The following is a 16,742-nucleotide window of genomic DNA, read 5'->3' as shown; positions in this document are numbered from 1 at the left end:
ATGACTGTTAAGAAAAATATCGTGATCGCCGGCGGAGGCACTGGCGGACACATCTATCCGGGTATTGCCATCGCCCGGGCTTTGCAAAAGCTCGATCCCAGCATCGAAGTGCACTTTGTCGGCACGGCCCGGGGTCTTGAAAGCAAGATTGTTCCCCGCGAGGGTTTCCCTCTGCATCTGATCGAATCCGGTCAATTGAATGTAAAAAGTCCGATTCAAAAAATGAAAACCCTGCTGAAGATCCCCGTGGGTCTGTGGCAGTCCATCCGTTTACTGGGGCAACTGAAGCCTTTGTATGTGATCGGTGTGGGTGGTTACGCTTCCGGCCCGTTTGTGCTGGCCGCCAGCATTATTGGTTTTAACACGGCGGTGTGGGAACCCAATGCGATGCCAGGAATGGCCAATCGCATTTTGTCCCGCTTCGTCGACAAATGTTTTGTGGTGTTCAACGAAGCCAAAAAGCATCTGAAGGGTGACAGCATCATTCAAACCGGGATGCCGGTTCGTGCCGAGATCGAAGCGGCGGTGCATGATTCTTCGGAGAATCAAAAGTTTCACCTGTTGGCCTTTGGCGGCAGCCAGGGCTCCCGCATCATCAACAACTGCCTGAGCGATGCGGTTCTGGGCGGCGGGGACTGGGTGAAGGATCTTTCTGTCGTTCACCAATTGGGCAGTGCCGACTTCCAGGCGGTGTCTGAAAAATACAAGAACGCGCCATGTGAAGTGCAGCCGTTTGAATTCATTTATGACATGGCCAAGTACTATCAGTGGGCGGACATTATTGTCTGCCGAGGTGGGGCGAGCTCTATTGCCGAGGCGGCGGCCTTTGGTATCATTCCCATCATTGTCCCGCTGCCAGCTGCGGACAATCACCAGCAAAAGAATGCAGAAAGTCTGGTCGAAAAGAATGCCGGTCGCATGATCTTGCAGAAAGATTTAACGCCGGAAAGGTTGATTTCAGAAGTCCAATCTTTGCGGGCCGATAAAGCTTTGCGTGAACAAATGGTTCGGAATATAAAGAACTTCTACATCCCTCAATCTGCGACCGTGATCGCAAAGGAAATCCTGCAATGAAGTTACAGCACGCCAAATTCCATTTCGTAGGTGTTGGAGGCATCGGTATGTGCGGCCTCGCGGAGCTGTTGCACAATATCGGCGCGAAAGTGTCGGGCAGTGATCAGGCGGAAAACGCCAACACCGAAAGACTGAAAGAACTGGGTGTGAAGGTCTTCAAAGGCCACGCCTCCAGCAACGTGGGTGACGCTGACGTGGTGGTATACTCCAGTGCGATTCAGTACGGAAATCCCGAGATTTCAGAAGCCCGCGCCCGTCAGATCCCGCTGATCCCGCGTGCCGAGGCGTTGGCGGAAATCATGCGCCTGAAACGCGGTATCGCGGTGGCCGGAACTCACGGCAAGACGACAACCACTTCCATGACGTCTGCGATTTTCCTGGAAGCGAACTTAAGTCCGACGATTGTGATCGGCGGCCGCTTTGAGTTGATCAAATCCACGGCGATGCTGGGTTCTGGTGAATGGCTGGTGGCGGAAGCCGACGAATCCGACGGCAGCTTCCACAAGCTGTCTCCGGAAATCGCGATCATCACCAATATTGACTCGGACCATCTGGAGCACTTCAAGACCTTTGAAAATGTGCAGAAGTCCTTCCACGATTTTGCCCTGAAAGTTCCGTTCTATGGCAAAGTCATCGTGTGCGGGGATGATCCGTTGGTTCGTCAGATCTTTGAAAACTTCCCGAAAAGAATCCTGTTCTATGGCTTTGACGAAAAAAATGACCTGGTGGTGACGGGCGAACATGGTCACTATGCCGTTCACCGCAATGACCGGTTGCTGGGCACCAAACACCTGGTGGGCGAATTTGATTTGAAAGTTCCAGGTCGTCACAATGCCCTGAACGCCGTGGCGGCAATCTGTGCGGGTGTGGCAGCCGGGATTCCGTTTGCAACTTGTGCCAAGGGTCTTCAGCGCTATGAAGGGGTGGATCGTCGTTTCCACTTCAAAGGCGAGAAAAAAGGCATCAAAGTCTATGATGACTATGGTCACCATCCGACAGAAGTGCGCGCGGTTCTGCAGGCCTTCCGGGAAAAGTATCCGAAGCAAAGACTGGTGGTGTTCTTCCAGCCACATCGTTATTCCCGCACACAGCACTGCTGGCATGACTTTACCACGGCCTTTATGGAGGCTGATCAGGTTCTGTTGACAGATATCTATCCTGCAGGTGAAGCGCCAATCCCGGGGGTGACCAGTGAAAAACTGGCTTCCGAGATGAAGCACGAACATGCCCAGTACTTTGTGCGCGATGATAAAGCGACTCAGAAAATTCTGGGCATGCTGAAAGAGGGCGACGTGTTTGTCACCCTCGGTGCCGGAGACGGCTGGAAACTGGGACTGGAAGTCCTGAATCAGCTTTAATACAAAAAATCCCCGGGGCGTTGGCCTTCCAGCGCCGCGGTGACATTGTCCAAGGCCCGGTGACCCATGGCGGATCGGGTTTCCACCGTCGCACTTCCCATGTGCGGAGTTAAGAACACATTCGGAAAATCCCGCAAGCGCAGATTGTAGTCCGGTTCGTGGCAGAACACATCAAGTCCGGCCGCGAACAGGTGTCCGCTTTCAAGGGCTTTGATCAATGCGTCTTCATCCACTAAAGTTCCGCGAGCCACATTCACCAGCACGGCGTTTTTAGGCAGCAGGGAAAAACTTTTGCTGTTCATGATACCTTTGGTTTCCGGTGTGTTGGGTGCATTTAAAGAAATGATCTGACAATGCGGAAGCATGTCGTGGAAGTTTTTGAAATACACCGCATCTTTTTCCAGTTCCGGCGGCAGGCGTTTGTTGTTGCAATAGATGATCTTCATACCAAAGCCGCGGGCGCGGTCTGCCAGGGCCCGGCCGATGCGACCCATGCCCAGAATGCCCAAAGTTCTCCCGCTGACTTGCAGGCCCAGCATGTCGGTCTGGCTGTAGGTTTTTCTCCAGCCCTCTTGCATGATGGAAAGATATTCACGGCCGCGACGGCAGGCATTCAAAAGCAGCATCATACCCAGATCCGCCGTGCATTCCGTCAGCACATCCGGGGTGTTGCTCAGAAGGATGCCGCGCTCTTTGGCGGCCGCGATATCCAGATGATCAAAACCCACACTGGAGGTGGCGATGATCTTTACGGAATCCGGCAGGGCTTTGATAACTTCAGCGGTGATTTTCTGGCGCGGGACCACGACGATGGCGGCTGGTTGGATCTTGTGAACCTGATCCAGCATTTCTTCGACGGAAAGTTCTTTGGCGGAAATGGTGGCCTTGAACTGGCTAAGTGCACGTTCAAGGACCGAAGCCGGTGGCAAAAAAGAAAAGAGCAGGGTGTTTTTCATGCGTGGCCTCCAGAGTTTACTTTGTAAACCTGGCGGGCCCCGAGGTCAATTTGCGATACGATTCATGCAGTTCCAGTTGGCCTTGAAGCGATTTCCTTGAATTTTCATTGAAGAGGCCAAAGCAAGACATTCGGACCGGCTCAATTGTTTTTGTTCAGACAATTTGGACCAGCAGTACCAGCGAACATTGTCGGAACTCTCAATATCGGCGTTGCGATCGGCCGCTTCAAGGCACGACCCCAGGTGGATTTCGTGGTTAAATCGGGTCAAACAGTTCCAGTCCAAACCGGTCACGCTTTGTGTTTCAAAGCTGCGTGCAACAAGATGACATTTCAAAGGATTGTCAATCAGCTGCTCGAACTGGTTGAGGCAGTACCAGCGATAACCATCGCGGGATTCGGCATTGTCACCGGTGGCGGCTTTTGCCAGACAAGTTTCAACTATCGGTGGCAGCATTTCCGTCGGAGCTTTCAAGCCGATACTGTAGCTCATGTCCAGGCGGTCGCGCTGGGGCCATTGAGCAGAGGCTTTCAGCAACTGACTGAAGTCATGGGAATACAAACGGCCTTTGAGGGCACGCAGGGCCTCGCGACGAATCGGAGATTCGTTACTGTACATCATCTCTTTCAGCAGTCCTTCGATGCCCATGTCATAGCTGCCGAAACACTGCGACAGACGGGGAATAAACTGCCAGGCATTGGAGGTGTAAGGCAACCAGCCGGCTTTCAGTTCGGTGCTTTTAAGCAGATCCTTCATGGCGCAGAACTGATCGGTGACGATAAAGTTCAAACCATCCCCCAAGCGCTGGCGGATCAGCCGTTCCTGCTGTTCGGCCTTCACCGTGGCGGGCAAAAGACCCAGTTGCGCCTGCAGATCCAGGAATTGCATTTTCATCTTCAGCGGCAAAGAGCGGGCCGCGCCGATTTCCAGGAAGAAGTTTTCAAAATTGCGGGTTGCCTCCGGAGACGCGCGCAGGGTGTCCTGCAACAGCGACATGAACAGCGGGTTTTGAGTCGCCTCCAAAAGAGGCTCATAGTATTTTTTCAGATGCAGTTTTTTGGACAGGAAATGGATGGCCTCGCGGTTTTCGTTGATGCTATCGGAATATGCGTTGCAAGTCAGGGCTTTGTAGTTTGGATCAGACTCGGTTTTCGGAGAGACAATGCGATAGCTGCTGCCGGCGAAAAGCTGATTGAGTTTCTTGGTGTCCGGGCCTTTGCTAAACAGGGTCTGAGCACTGGTGTCGCGCAGGGCTTTTTTCAAAAGCGGAGCCGCGACCTTCCCCAGGGGGCCGGTGCTGGTGAAGCCGTGCAGGCGTTCGACGTTGTTGAAGGCGGAAGAGAAGATTTGACTGATGCTCATGCCATATTCCGAATAGCGGGAAAAAGCCACGCGCTCTGCCAGGTCACGGGGGAAGCCGTTTTTGATCAGAACTTCCACATATTCTTCGATCGAGCGTTTGTCCGGTGTTTTGCTGGATAAGGTGTTGCAACCCATCAGGAAGACATCCTTGGGTTTGCTTAAGATCCCCGGGCAGGAGTTTTCGCAGCTCAGTCGTTCGATTTCTTTTAAATCCAAAGTGGTGCTGTTGCCTTCACCAAAGAACACGCCGCCAAAGTGGCCGGAAATCAAAAGCACGTCGCACTGGATGCCGGATTCGCAGGCGTTTTGCAGCCAGCGGGGGTTCTTGCCTTCGGCAGGAACCAGCTCGGTGATCACCACGTCCTCGGACGCATAAAGCTGCCTTAGCGCCTCTTTTTCGTCGGCGGAGTTCAGGGTCATGGTGCAAATGCGTTTGGTGGCCGCTTCAACTGAAGGGCTCCCAAACATAACCAGCAGGCCAAGGCAGAAAAGGGCTTTGAGTTTCATACTCGCAAAAACTGCAAAGTGCCGTCCAGCGCCAGTTAAGAATCAGGCAAGGAAGGGCGTCCACAGCTTGCGCACATGACAAAATGGGGAAGACGAAAAAAGGGTGTCTCATGCTGAGACACCCTCGTTAAGAGCGGACAACAATGACCGGAACGGGGGCGTTTGCGATCATGTCGCGAAGATTTGAGCCCAGAAGTGCGCCTAAAAGTCCGCCCTGGCTTTCGTCGCCCATGCAGATCAAGTCGCAGTTGCCTGCCGGGCCTTCCAGGAAGACCTTCACCAGAGGAGTCTTTTCCTGTTCGATGATTCCTTCACAGGAAATGCCTTTGCTGCGCAGTCGTTCCAGTTTCTTTTCCATCGAGTTTTGTGCATCTCTTTTGATATCGGCATAGATAGTGTCGATGCTGGGAGTGGCTTCACCGGCGGCGAACATGTACTGTTCGACAGAGCGCAGGGTTTCTGCGACCGAATGATAAAGCACCACGTGGGCGCCCAGACGCTTGGCAAGGCTGACGCCATAAGTTTCCGAGGCACGGCACTTTTTCGTCAGATCGGTGACGATGGCAATGCGCAGTTCTTTTTTTGTGGGCAGAGAGTAGTCGTCACGCTGAGTGCCGGGACCCAGGATATAAACCGGGCGTTTTACATTGCGCACGACTTCTTCAGCGACACTTCCCAGGAAGAAACGATCCATGCCCTTCAGTGCGCGGGACCCCAGAATCAAAGCTTCAATGGTGTTAGTGTCTTTCGATGCACCGGAAATCTCTTTTACCGGCGAGCCGAACTTCACAATCAGTTTTCCTGGTAAAGCAAAGTTTTTCATGACCGGAGCCAACTGATGGTGCTTGTGACTGATGACCTTGGCTTTTTCCGCATAGGAAAGCGCCAGGCGTCCCGGGATGTCCTTGAGAGTTTTGACGTACAACAATGACACTGGGCAATTCAGGCGGACAGACAGGTCCGAGGCGAAGCGACGGTTTACCTGGGATCTTTTTAAAGATGCTTCATCCTTGTGTTCCAGTTCGTCGGCAATAAGAAGTGAATGAGTGGTCATGCTATCCTCCTTGCTTCGAAGGATAGCACTTTAAATCTGCGGGTCTATGATTCCCGTCATCATTTGTTTATTTTTGTATCAGGATGCGGACTTGTCTGTGTTTCCGCTAATAATAACATTTAGTTGCTGGACTGCTTCTTCCATGACGGATGATTGACGTGTCAGCTCTTCTGAAGCGGCGGCGCATTCTTCAGCCGAGGCGGCATTGGCTTGCGTGATCTTATCCATGTCTGTCAGTGCTTTGTTGATTTGTAGGATCCCTTGTTCCTGCTCCGAGCTGGCTCCGGAAATTTCTGTGTTCAGGGCCGACAGCTTTTCAATGGTTGTCACAATTTCTTTCAAAGATTCCGCACTGGATCGAACGACCTCGTGGCCGGATTCAATCTTTTCAACGCTGTCGTTGATCAGATTGGAGATCTCTTTGGCGGAAGTGGCGCTTCGTTGTGCCAGGCTGCGAACCGCGTCGGCGACGACGGCAAAACCTTTTCCATGCTCACCGGCACGGGCGGCCTCGACCGAGGCATTCAGGGCCAGCAGGTTGGTCTGGAAGGCGATGTCGTCGATCACGGTGATGATTTCTTCGATCTTTTTGGAGCTGGAGGTGATTTCATCCATCGAAGTGGTCAGTTTCTGAACCTCTCGTTCTCCGATGCGCGCTTTTTCCTGAGCGGTGTGTGCCAGATCACGGGCCTTGGAGGCGTGCTGGGAATTCATCTTGACCATGCTGGACACTTCTTCAGTTGACGCCGAGGTTTCTTCGATGGAAGCCGCGGCTTTGACGGCAGAATTGCTCAGGCTCTGGCTGGAGCTGAAGATTTCATTGCCGGTGGTGGAGACCTGAGTGCCGGCGCGATTAAGAGTGCCGATGGCTTCCATCAGTGCGCCCAGAGGTGAGCGCAGCAGCACGTAGGACACGGCCAGAATCACCACGGTGATCAGCAGGGCCCATAACAGGATTGAATAAGTCGTGTTGATGGCGGCTTCCGCCACACGGTCGGTGGAGGAGGTCACAGCAAAGACACCATGCAGTTTGTTGTCGCCCCAGTTTTCCATTGGGAAACCCAGGATGTCCTTGCCATTGCCCCACGGGCTCTTGGAAGGGTGTCCGTGGCACAGCAGGCAGCCTTGGGCTTCGGACAGGCGCACAGGACGGTAAACCACCACCTGTCGGTCGTCCCCTTCGACAACTTCTTTCAGATTTGGATCTGCTTCGAAGCGTTTCAGGATCTCAAGTTCTGATGCGGTGGCCTTGTTTGATTCGCGGCGCGGAGCCGCGGTGAACACGCGGAATTTGTATCCGTCCTTTTCCGCGTTTTCAAAACCCACAGCCATGGAAGCCACGATGGGAACTTTGCGCAGCAATTGTTTGCGCACGTCTTCAGGCAGATTGCCGTCCGGATATTTTTCAACCGCTGCGGCGAAGTCTTCTTTCAGATTTCCGGAGGTGGCGACATAACTGCGCATGGATTCAAGACGGGACAGGATGGCCTGGGATTTGTCGACCAGCTGCTCACGTCCTTGCTCATGTATTTTGGAAGAAGAGATGCCAACCGCAGCCAGTGTGCAGACCACACAGGATATCGCCACATTCAGAATTACCTTGCTGCCAAATTTCATAGAGTCTCCTTCGCCTGCTATCTATCGGAGAAGAGGTGGAAAACAATATAGACGAAAGCTCGTTTTGTTACTGATCGAAAAGCAAAGTGCCCAAAGGTCCAGTCAAAGACCTTGGTCTTGTTTTGCGGACAGCGTTTCATTGTTGGCGATCTTGTTGCTAATCTAAAATTCACGACAGCAGAGGATTTCCGACTGTGAAGAAGCTCGTTTTTAAACTCATCTTTGGATTCATTGTTCTGCCTGCAGCTCTTGCGGGGACGCTTTTTTATCTGAATGAAAACGGATTCTTCAACATTCGTACAGTCGAGGTTGTGCTTGAAAATCCACCTGCGGGGCAGGAGCAGTTTTTGCGACCTCACGTGGATCGACTGGAAGCAAGTCTTGCCCGTTACAAGGGAGTGTCCCTTTGGAATATCAAACTAAAAAAAGTATCCCGTGAAGTTGATGCCCTGAACTGGGTGGAGGGTTTGAACATTAAAAGAAGCTGGCCGACGACGTTGTCGGTGCGCGTGCGCCCGCACGAAGTGAAGCTTCTGTTCATGGCCAAGGGTGGGAAGCTTGTTCCTATTATCAAAGATGGAACGTTCCTGGATCCGGTCGAAAGCAAACAGGCTCCGGATGTTGTGTTGCTTGACGGTGAAAGCTTTGTGAAAAAAACAGAACTTCGCAAGAAGGCTGTTGATGTGGTTGAGCAGATTCCTGCCGAAGGATCATTCAGCCGAAAAACAATTTCTGAAATTCGTTACGACAATAAAGAAGGTTTCTGGATGACCATGATCAAAACGGGAATCCAGGTGAAGATGGGCGAAGACCAAGTATCTTTGAAGTCTGCACGAGTCAGCCAAGTCGTCGATTATCTCGAATCCCGCCAGTTTGACGCGCGCGTCATAGACGCGAATCTGTCAAAGAAAGTCCTTGTCAGGTTGCGTAAGGATCCCTAAGCTTAAGTCTGGAAGACCGATCAAAGTCGGGTAGATGCCCCCTTAGAAGCCCCTTAAAATGATTTTAACGGGTGGTCTTTCCTGAAACTTTTATAGTTTAGGCATCCGTGAGGACTTAAGGATGAGTACATCAAAACCCAAAGCTCCGGTATTGGCTGGCTTGGACATTGGTTCTACCAAGGTCTCTTTTGTCATCGGCACAGTTAATCCCGAAGGAAAAATCGAAGTCGCAGGCGTAGGCACCGCTCCCAATACTGGGATCCGCCAGGGTGTCGTAGTCAATATCGAAGCCACGACTGATTCCATCAGAAAAGCCAAAGAAGAAGCAGAATTGATGTCCGGTTACACCGTCTCCGAAGTGTGGGTGGGTGTTGCTGGTTCGCACATTTCTTCATTTGATTCCAAGGGCATGGTCGCGATCAAGAACCGCGAAGTCACGGCCTCTGAAATTGACCGCGTGATCGAAGCTGCCAAGGCAGTGGCGGTTCCAACGGATCGTTCTGTTCTTCACGTACTTCCAAGAGAATTCAAAGTCGACGGCCAGGACGGGATCACGGATCCTATCGGCATGTCCGGCATCCGCTTGGAAGCCAATGTGCACATCGTGACCGGCGGTCAGAGTGCCATCAATAATACTGTAAAATGTGTTGAAAAAGCCGGTTTGAAAATCGCAGGCCTGGTTCTTTCCCAGCTGGCATCCGCAACGGCGGTGATGTCCAACGATGAAAAGAATCTGGGTGTGTGCGTGGTTGATATGGGTGGCGGCGCTTGTAACGCCCTTTACTTCGTCAACGGCAGTGTGGCTCACTCCTCTGTAATTCCAGTGGGTGGCCAGCACTTCACTCACGACGTGGCGGTGGGGTTGAGAACTCCGCAGTTCGCGGCGGAAGAGTTGAAAAAGAAGCATGGCTGTGCCATGGCTTCCATGGTGAATGAAAATGAAACTGTTGAGGTCGAGGGTGTCGGCGGCAGAAAATCCCGCGTGATTCCTCGCAAGGACCTTGCGGATGTTATTGAAGCTCGTGCAGAGGAAACTCTGAACCTGATTGCCAATGACATTCGTATGAGCGGCCTGATGCCAATGCTTGGTGGCGGGATCGTTCTTACAGGTGGCGCAAGCAACCTGGATGGTCTGATCGAAATGGGAGAGTTTATCTTTGATATTCCGGTTCGCAGAGGGGCTCCTCGTGAAATCGGTGGTCTGACGGATGTGGTGAAGTCTGGAGAATTCTCCGCCGCTGTCGGACTGTTGCAGTATGCATTGGGGCAGAGAAAAGACCTGCTTCAGACGCACCAACAGCAACAGGAAGTGAACATTGGTGAATCGCTGGACGGTATCACCAAGAAGATCAAAGAATTTTTTGGACAGATTTTTTAAATTTATAGCCTGAGTTCGCCCAAGCCTCGGCGACGGCGGATGATTCTGTGGGGAGGATCAAATGTTTGAGTTGGAAGAAAATATCAATATCGGTGCAAATATTAAAGTAGTGGGCGTCGGCGGTGGCGGTAGCAACGCGGTGGCCACAATGATCGAATCCGGCATGAACGGTGTTGAGTTCATCGTTGCCAATACAGACATCCAGGCCCTGAACGCCAGCAAGTCTCCGAATAAGATCCAGCTGGGTCTTGACCTTACAAAAGGTCTTGGTGCAGGTGCAAATCCGGATGTGGGTCGCAGAGCTGCGATCGAATCCTACAATGAGATCGTTGAAAAATTGGAAGGCGCGGACATGGTGTTCGTCACTGCAGGTATGGGTGGCGGAACTGGTACGGGTGGCGCGCCGATCGTCGCGAAGATTGCGCGTGAACTTGGCGCTTTGACTATCGGTGTGGTTACCAAGCCGTTCCTGTTCGAAGGTAAAAAACGCGGCAAGCACGCAGAGGGCGGCCTGGCGGATCTGAAAGAAAACGTGGACACTCTGATCGTGATCCCGAATCAGAAACTTCTTTCCATCGCTGCGGAAAGAACGCCGCTTCTGGAAACCTTCAAAAAAGCTGATGAAGTTCTTCTTCAGGCAGTTAAAGGTATCTCTGATCTGATCAACATCCGCGGTCTTATCAATCTGGACTTCGCTGATATCCGCACTGTTATGTCTTCCAAAGGCATTGCAATCATGGGTACTGGCGCTGCGAAAGGTGACAACCGTGCGGTTGAAGCTGCCACAGCGGCGATCTCTTCTCCGTTGCTGGAAAATGTTAAGATCGATGGCGCGACAGGCATCATCATCAACGTAACGGGTGGTTCTGACCTGTCCCTGTACGAAGTGAACGAAGCTTCCACTCTGATCACTGAAGCGGCTCATGAAGATGCAGAAATCATCTTCGGTGCGGTTATCGATGAAAGCATGGGCGATGAAGTTCGTGTGACTGTGATCGCAACTGGTTTCGACTCTCACGAAGTGAAACTTGTGAACGACATGGCTCAGGTAAATCAAATGCAGAATTTCCTGAACCAGAACGCAGCTCACTTCGGTGGCATGAACATGCAGATGCCGCAAATGCCGCAACAGATGGCTCAAATGCCACAGATGACGCAGATGCCACAAATGCCTCAGTTCCCGCAAATGCCGGTGATGCCGACTATGCCACAAATGCCTGTTATGCCTCAGATGCCAGCGGTTGAACTTCCGCCGATCACTGCGGTTCAAACTCAGGTTCAGTCTTTTACGCATCAACCACAGCAGACAGAGGCAGCTCCTCAGGTTACTGAGACTGTGGTTGTTCCCCCTGTAGCTGCCGTGACTCCACAAATGGCTCAGCAGGCAGCACAAAACATGATGCCTCAGATGCCGGTTCAGGCTCAGCAGGTTCCTGTACAACAGGAAGTTGCAACCCCGATCCAGCCGCAAGTGGAATCATCTTTGTCTCCGCGTGACATGTTGCTGGCTAAAGCCCGCGCTTTCAAAGAAAGCCAGGACTTGAAATCCAAGCACGCGAACCCGGAACAACTATCCATGAACGTGGATCACGAACAGCAGTCTTTGGAAGAAGCGCGCCGCATGGCTCGTGAAGTCCTGAGCTCTCCGTTCTCCAGCCAGAATCTTGAAGTTCCTGCCTTCATCCGCAAGAAACAAGGATTCGATCTGAATAAAGAATAGTGGAAGCCTGGTTCATATCCGACATTCACTTGAAAACCGCTGAAGAGCGCAATGGGAAAATCCTGTTGCGCTTTTTGCGTTCTTTGCTGGCGGGCAATCCCCGGCAAGTTCACCTTTTCATGCTCGGGGACATCTTCGATCTGTGGGTCGGTGGGCACACTTATTTCGCCAAAAAGTTCGAGCCTTTGATGCAGACACTGGGGGACCTTCGCAAAGCCGGGGCCCGCATCACCTTCATTGAAGGCAATCACGACGTGCATGTGGAAGGTTACTTCCAAAAGCATCTGGGGATCGAAGTTTTTGTCGAGGCTCAGTACTATCTGATTGATGGGGTTCGCGTGCGCTGTGAGCACGGGGATCTGATCAATCTGAATGACGAAAAGTACCTCAAATACCGCAGCATCATCCGCAATCCTTACATCAAACCTTTGGGCAATATTTTACCGGGCAAGTTCTGGGATCATATCGGGAACAAAGCCAGCAAAAAAAGCCGGGAGCGCAGTGGACACTATCGTGTTTCCAACGAAGGGGAGCTAATCTCAATGATCCGCAAGCACACACCAGTGGCCTATGCGGAAAAGCCTTTTGATCTGATTGTCTCTGGACACATGCACGTCTTTGATGATCACACGGAAACCATCAACGGCCACTCGGTGCGTTCGGTGAATCTGGGTTCGTGGTTTGAAGAGCGTGTGAAAGTCTTCTGCCTGAAAAATGGCGTGGGCGAATGGGTGTATCTGCCTTCTGAGGAGGATTTATGAGATTAACCGTCAGCGCTTTGGTACTATTGTTCGCTGTGACAACTCAGGCATCTGTGGAAATGACAGTGCAAAAAGAGGCCTTCGTCATTCACTCCACCTCCATCAGCTGCATGTCTTATCAGGATGGTTCCAACCGTCGTGACATCGCTTCGCCGTATATTGATATTCCTCAGATTCGCATCGCCAACCGCAGTGGTGAATTCTTTGCTCCGGCGATGATTCAGGTGACATTCAAATCTTCCGTGCGTTCTTACACCTGCACCTATTCTGATTATCAGTTGGATGCCATTGGCATCCCGGTGCGCATGACCAATAACGAAATTCTGGATCTGACTTGTCCGATCAAGTGCGGCGGATTGCCAATTGGCAGCCCCGAAAAAGTCACAGCCACTGTCGAGCTGATCGGGCACACCGAATCCGGCAACGGCCACCTGACCCCAATTAAAATCCAAAAGAAAATGGACATCATAAACTAAAAGGTACCTGCTGGGGCACCCTCCGCAGGAGGGCCAACTAAAAGGTACCTGCTTACTTTTTCCGAAGCGCTGCGACAGAATCTGGATATGGATTTCAAACCGACTCAACGATTCAGCGACCGGGTTGATAACTACGTCAAGTTTCGACCCTCGTATCCTTCTGAACTTCTTAAGTTTTTCACCGACCAATTGGGGCTGACCGCGGCAAGTGCGGTTGCCGATGTGGGTTCGGGAACTGGGATTTCCGCCGAGATCTTTCTAAACCATGGCAACACCGTGTACGGGGTTGAACCCAACGCCAAAATGCGGGCTGCTGCCGAAAAGAACCTGGTGGGTTATCCTGACTTTCGCAGTGTGAATGGTTCATCGGAAAACACCGGGCTGCCTGCCGACAGCGTGGATTTCGTGATTGCCGCTCAGGCCTTTCACTGGTTTGAGCCAGTGGCGACGCAGAAAGAATTCAAACGCATTCTGAAATCGCCGGGAACCGCGGCGTTGATCTGGAATGATCGTCGCATGACGGGCACGGGATTTAACGTGGACTATGAAGCGCTGATTGCGAAGTACGGTTCAGACTATAAGCAGGTTCGTCACAACAACATTGATCAGAAGCAGATTGAAAGTTTTCTGGGGGCCTACAACGAACATGTGATCTTCAATTATCAGGATCTGGATTTTGATGGCTTGTTAGGGCGTCTGTTGTCTTCGTCATATATGCCTCAGGCGGACAGCGAAGTTTATCCGGCCATGAAAGCGGAGCTGCAGGCTTTGTTCGACAAGTATCAAAAAAACGGAATGGTGCGGATTGAATATGACACTCGTATTTTCCACGCACGAATGAAATAAAAAAAGCCGGGCTGCCCCGGCTTTTTCTTTATTTGAAGTACTTTTTAAAACCCTGCCAGCAGTTTTGATAATCGCCCTGTAGGAAGTCTTTCCCCATCGCGAAGTCTGTCACCATATACGGCGAACGGGATTCAAACATAAAGGCCATGGTGGCTTCAATCTTGTGTGGTTTCAAATCCACATTGCTGGCTTTTTCAAAGGCATCGACATCCGGTCCGTGGGCGGAATAGAAGTTGTGCAAGCTGCCGCCCCCAGGAACAAAACCCCCAGCGGTTTTCGCGTCGTATTCGCCATAGATCAAACCCATGTATTCGCTCATGCAGTTGCGGTGGAAGTACGGTGGGCGGAAGGTGTGTTCACCCACCATCCAGCGCGGTGGGAAGATCGCAAAGTCCACGTTCGCGGTGCCCGGCACTTCACTTGGTGAAGTCAGCACGGTGAAGATGGATGGATCTGGATGATCGTAGCTGACGGTGTTGATGGTGTTGAATTTGCGCAGGTCATACTTGAACGGCACAAAGTTTCCGTGCCATGCCACCACATCCAGTGGCGAGTGACCGATTTCAGCGCCCCACAGTTCGCCGGCAAATTTGCCGACCAGTTCAAACTTTCCTTCTTTGTCTTCAAACGCCGCCACCGGAGTCAGGAAGTGACGACGGTGCGCCAAACCATTGGCGCCAATCGGGCCCAGGTCCGGCAGTCTGAAAGCTGCACCAAAGTTTTCACCGATATAGCCGGTGCAAGTGGTGCCGTCTTTCAGCGGATTCACCTGGAACTTCACTCCGCGGGGAACCAGGGCGATTTCGCCGGGTTCAACTTCCATAAAGCCCATTTCGGTTTTTACATGCAAAGCACCTTTTTGCGGAACCAGCAGGAAGTCACCATCCGCATTCATGAAGTAACGCGTGTCCATGGACTTGTTGAAAGAATAAAGGTGCGCATTCAAACCACGTTGTTCGTGCACAGAACCTGTACCACACACGGTGCGGATGCCTTCCACGAAATCCTGTTTCGCGGAAGTGTCTGCCAGCGGATTCCAGCGCATTTGATTGGGGTTGATGTGCTGAGGTTTGAAGAAGGTCTTCGCCGTCAGATCCTTCAGCGGGGCAAAAGGTTTGTGCATCACGGACGGACGGATCCGGTAAAGCCAGGAGAACATATTGGAATGGCGAGGAGCTGTGAAAGCGGTTCCGCTCAGCTGTTCAGGATAAAGACCCGCCGGGGCCTTTTGCGGAGAGTTCTGGTCCTGAGGCAAAGAGTTCGGGCGAGCTTCTGTGGAAAAATGATTTCCGAAACCTGATAAGTATTTTGTTTCCATATGGGACAGATAATCAGGTCCCAGGTAAAAAATCAACAGGGATGCCCCTCAACCGCGGGGGCTGATAAATGACGTGTTGACAGCGCGTCAACAAGGGCTCAATGCGGGCATTGTCGGCGAGCCCGGTTCATGCCTAGGGCAGAAGCATGACAGCAGGGCTGCGGACCTCTTTGCCCTTGGCGTCCACACTGATGGCCTGGATCTGATACTGCAAACCGTGGATCAGGCCGCTTAAGACAGCTTTGTGGCTTGTGACCATCTCGGTATCAACAGTCGTGTACATTTCCTCACCCGTGAAGATATTGACGATATAGATCTGGCTGGTAGACGGGAAGTTTGTCGACCAGGTGATCTCTGCATTTGGAGCCGCCAGGGAGGCCACTTTAAAGTCGCTGATGGCGAAGTCAGGTTCGACGCATGGATTGGGTTTCAAAGGAGGCATGTGGAAGTTTGCCGGAGCAACCACATCCCAGCCGGTGGCCTCCAGAACCTTCACCGCGGCCTGTTTTTTTCCGGTTTTGGGGTTATAGAAGAAACTATTGCTCTGAATGCCACACAGTGAATGGGAAGAGGGTTTTTTCCAGCTTTGCGCTTTCTTGTGGTGCTTCCACAGCATTACGTTGGCGATGTGATAGCGGGGCCCCTGATAGTACAGAATACGGATCGGCAGTTCGGTGTCTTTCTTCATTTCCACTGTGCGATAAGGGCAGCCCAGGCGGGTCGGGTGCACACCATCGTTGTTCACCAGTTCATTCCACACACCAGCCTCTTTCACAAACAGGCGGGCGCCGTCATCCGACAGCAGTGAAATCTCGTAGTGGCCTTCGCGATCCTGGTCTGAAAGCTTCAGAACAGAGGTGTATTCGATGGCAAAGTTTTCGATCAGCTTGTTGCCGCTGGCATCCACGAGCACTTCGCCGTTTTTGGTGGCAAAGCCATCTGTAAAAATACGGGTCGGGACATTCACATCCGAAAAATAAAGATCCTGATCCAGCTTCACACCTTGGTTGTAATAGTCCATCACACTTTTAACGGGGCTGGACATTTCCGGGCTTTTTACGAACAATTTCGCAAACAGTCCGTTTTCGCTGTTGTTGGCAGAGCCGCTTCCCAGGGGATCACAAACAGTTTTTTCCGGATCGGCAAAATCCACCGAGCCGATGCTTTCCCCAGTTGGGGTTTTTCCGCTTCCGTGATAGCTGCACGTGATTTTCTTAAGCAGACCACGCGTGTGAATATTGGGTTCATTTTGTTTTTTTGCCAGTGCAAATGGGGACACCAACAGCACAGCCAAGAACAGTGATTTAGTCATTACGTACCTCAACAATCAGCTATCCACAAGATTAACAAAATTGTAAGAACTGTGGAAGTATC

The 16,742-nt window shown here is 51.8% G+C and carries 14 protein-coding genes; 8 read left to right on the top strand and 6 right to left on the bottom strand.

Going from position 1 to position 16,742, the window contains the following annotated elements; all coding sequences use genetic code 11:
• Positions 1-1,074, top strand: a complete 1,074-nt coding sequence (gene murG, locus BD_RS14650; RefSeq protein ID WP_011165556.1) for an undecaprenyldiphospho-muramoylpentapeptide beta-N-acetylglucosaminyltransferase — start codon at positions 1-3, stop codon at positions 1,072-1,074.
• Complete coding sequence (gene murC, locus BD_RS14645; protein ID WP_011165555.1) at positions 1,071-2,432, top strand: UDP-N-acetylmuramate--L-alanine ligase; 1,362 nt, start codon at positions 1,071-1,073, stop codon at positions 2,430-2,432. Before murG ends, murC begins: the two co-directional genes overlap by 4 nt.
• Here murC and BD_RS14640 read toward each other — a convergent pair.
• From BD_RS14640 to BD_RS14625, 4 genes are all read right to left on the bottom strand, one after another.
• On the bottom strand, positions 2,429-3,388 hold the full coding sequence (locus BD_RS14640) for a 2-hydroxyacid dehydrogenase (protein WP_011165554.1): 960 nt from the start codon (positions 3,386-3,388) through the stop codon (positions 2,429-2,431). The genes murC and BD_RS14640 overlap by 4 nt on opposite strands.
• 45 nt (positions 3,389-3,433) lie before the next feature.
• Positions 3,434-5,257 carry a hypothetical protein gene (locus tag BD_RS14635; protein ID WP_011165553.1) on the bottom strand — a complete coding sequence of 608 codons (1,824 nt, stop codon included), beginning with the start codon at positions 5,255-5,257 and terminating at the stop codon, positions 3,434-3,436.
• A gap of 127 nt (positions 5,258-5,384) precedes the next feature.
• Positions 5,385-6,311 carry a universal stress protein gene (locus BD_RS14630; protein WP_011165552.1) on the bottom strand — a complete coding sequence of 309 codons (927 nt, stop codon included), beginning with the start codon at positions 6,309-6,311 and terminating at the stop codon, positions 5,385-5,387.
• A 78-nt stretch (positions 6,312-6,389) separates the two neighbouring features.
• Positions 6,390-7,928, bottom strand: a complete 1,539-nt coding sequence (locus tag BD_RS14625; RefSeq protein ID WP_011165551.1) for a methyl-accepting chemotaxis protein — start codon at positions 7,926-7,928, stop codon at positions 6,390-6,392.
• A 194-nt stretch (positions 7,929-8,122) separates the two neighbouring features.
• On the opposite strand from BD_RS14625, the gene BD_RS14620 reads away from it, so the two are divergent.
• From BD_RS14620 to BD_RS14595, 6 genes are all read left to right on the top strand, one after another.
• Positions 8,123-8,869: a cell division protein FtsQ/DivIB gene (locus BD_RS14620; RefSeq protein WP_011165550.1), complete on the top strand. Its 747-nt coding sequence runs from the start codon at positions 8,123-8,125 to the stop codon at positions 8,867-8,869.
• 121 nt (positions 8,870-8,990) lie between these two features.
• Complete coding sequence (gene ftsA, locus BD_RS14615) at positions 8,991-10,247, top strand: cell division protein FtsA (protein ID WP_011165549.1); 1,257 nt, start codon at positions 8,991-8,993, stop codon at positions 10,245-10,247.
• A 61-nt stretch (positions 10,248-10,308) separates the two neighbouring features.
• Positions 10,309-11,967 (top strand): cell division protein FtsZ, encoded by a 1,659-nt coding sequence (gene ftsZ, locus BD_RS14610; RefSeq protein ID WP_011165548.1) that lies wholly within the window; start codon positions 10,309-10,311, stop codon positions 11,965-11,967.
• Positions 11,967-12,728 (top strand): UDP-2,3-diacylglucosamine diphosphatase, encoded by a 762-nt coding sequence (locus BD_RS14605; RefSeq protein WP_011165547.1) that lies wholly within the window; start codon positions 11,967-11,969, stop codon positions 12,726-12,728. Before ftsZ ends, BD_RS14605 begins: the two co-directional genes overlap by 1 nt.
• Positions 12,725-13,204, top strand: a complete 480-nt coding sequence (locus BD_RS14600) for a hypothetical protein (RefSeq protein ID WP_011165546.1) — start codon at positions 12,725-12,727, stop codon at positions 13,202-13,204. The genes BD_RS14605 and BD_RS14600 overlap by 4 nt, the downstream gene beginning before the upstream one ends.
• Before the next feature lie 87 nt (positions 13,205-13,291).
• A complete protein-coding gene (locus tag BD_RS14595; RefSeq protein WP_011165545.1) occupies positions 13,292-14,050 on the top strand; it encodes a class I SAM-dependent methyltransferase in 759 nt (252 codons plus the stop codon).
• Between the two features lie 28 nt (positions 14,051-14,078).
• On the opposite strand, the gene hmgA is transcribed toward BD_RS14595, so the two are convergent.
• A complete protein-coding gene (gene hmgA, locus BD_RS14590; protein ID WP_226988036.1) occupies positions 14,079-15,368 on the bottom strand; it encodes a homogentisate 1,2-dioxygenase in 1,290 nt (429 codons plus the stop codon).
• 133 nt (positions 15,369-15,501) lie between these two features.
• Positions 15,502-16,680: a PA14 domain-containing protein gene (locus BD_RS14585; protein WP_011165543.1), complete on the bottom strand. Its 1,179-nt coding sequence runs from the start codon at positions 16,678-16,680 to the stop codon at positions 15,502-15,504.
• Positions 16,681-16,742 lie beyond the last annotated feature (62 nt).

The organism is Bdellovibrio bacteriovorus HD100, from assembly GCF_000196175.1.
GTDB lineage: Bacteria > Bdellovibrionota > Bdellovibrionia > Bdellovibrionales > Bdellovibrionaceae > Bdellovibrio > Bdellovibrio bacteriovorus.
Note: the sequence above shows the minus strand (reverse complement) of the source record. Positions and strands in the feature narration are given on the sequence as shown.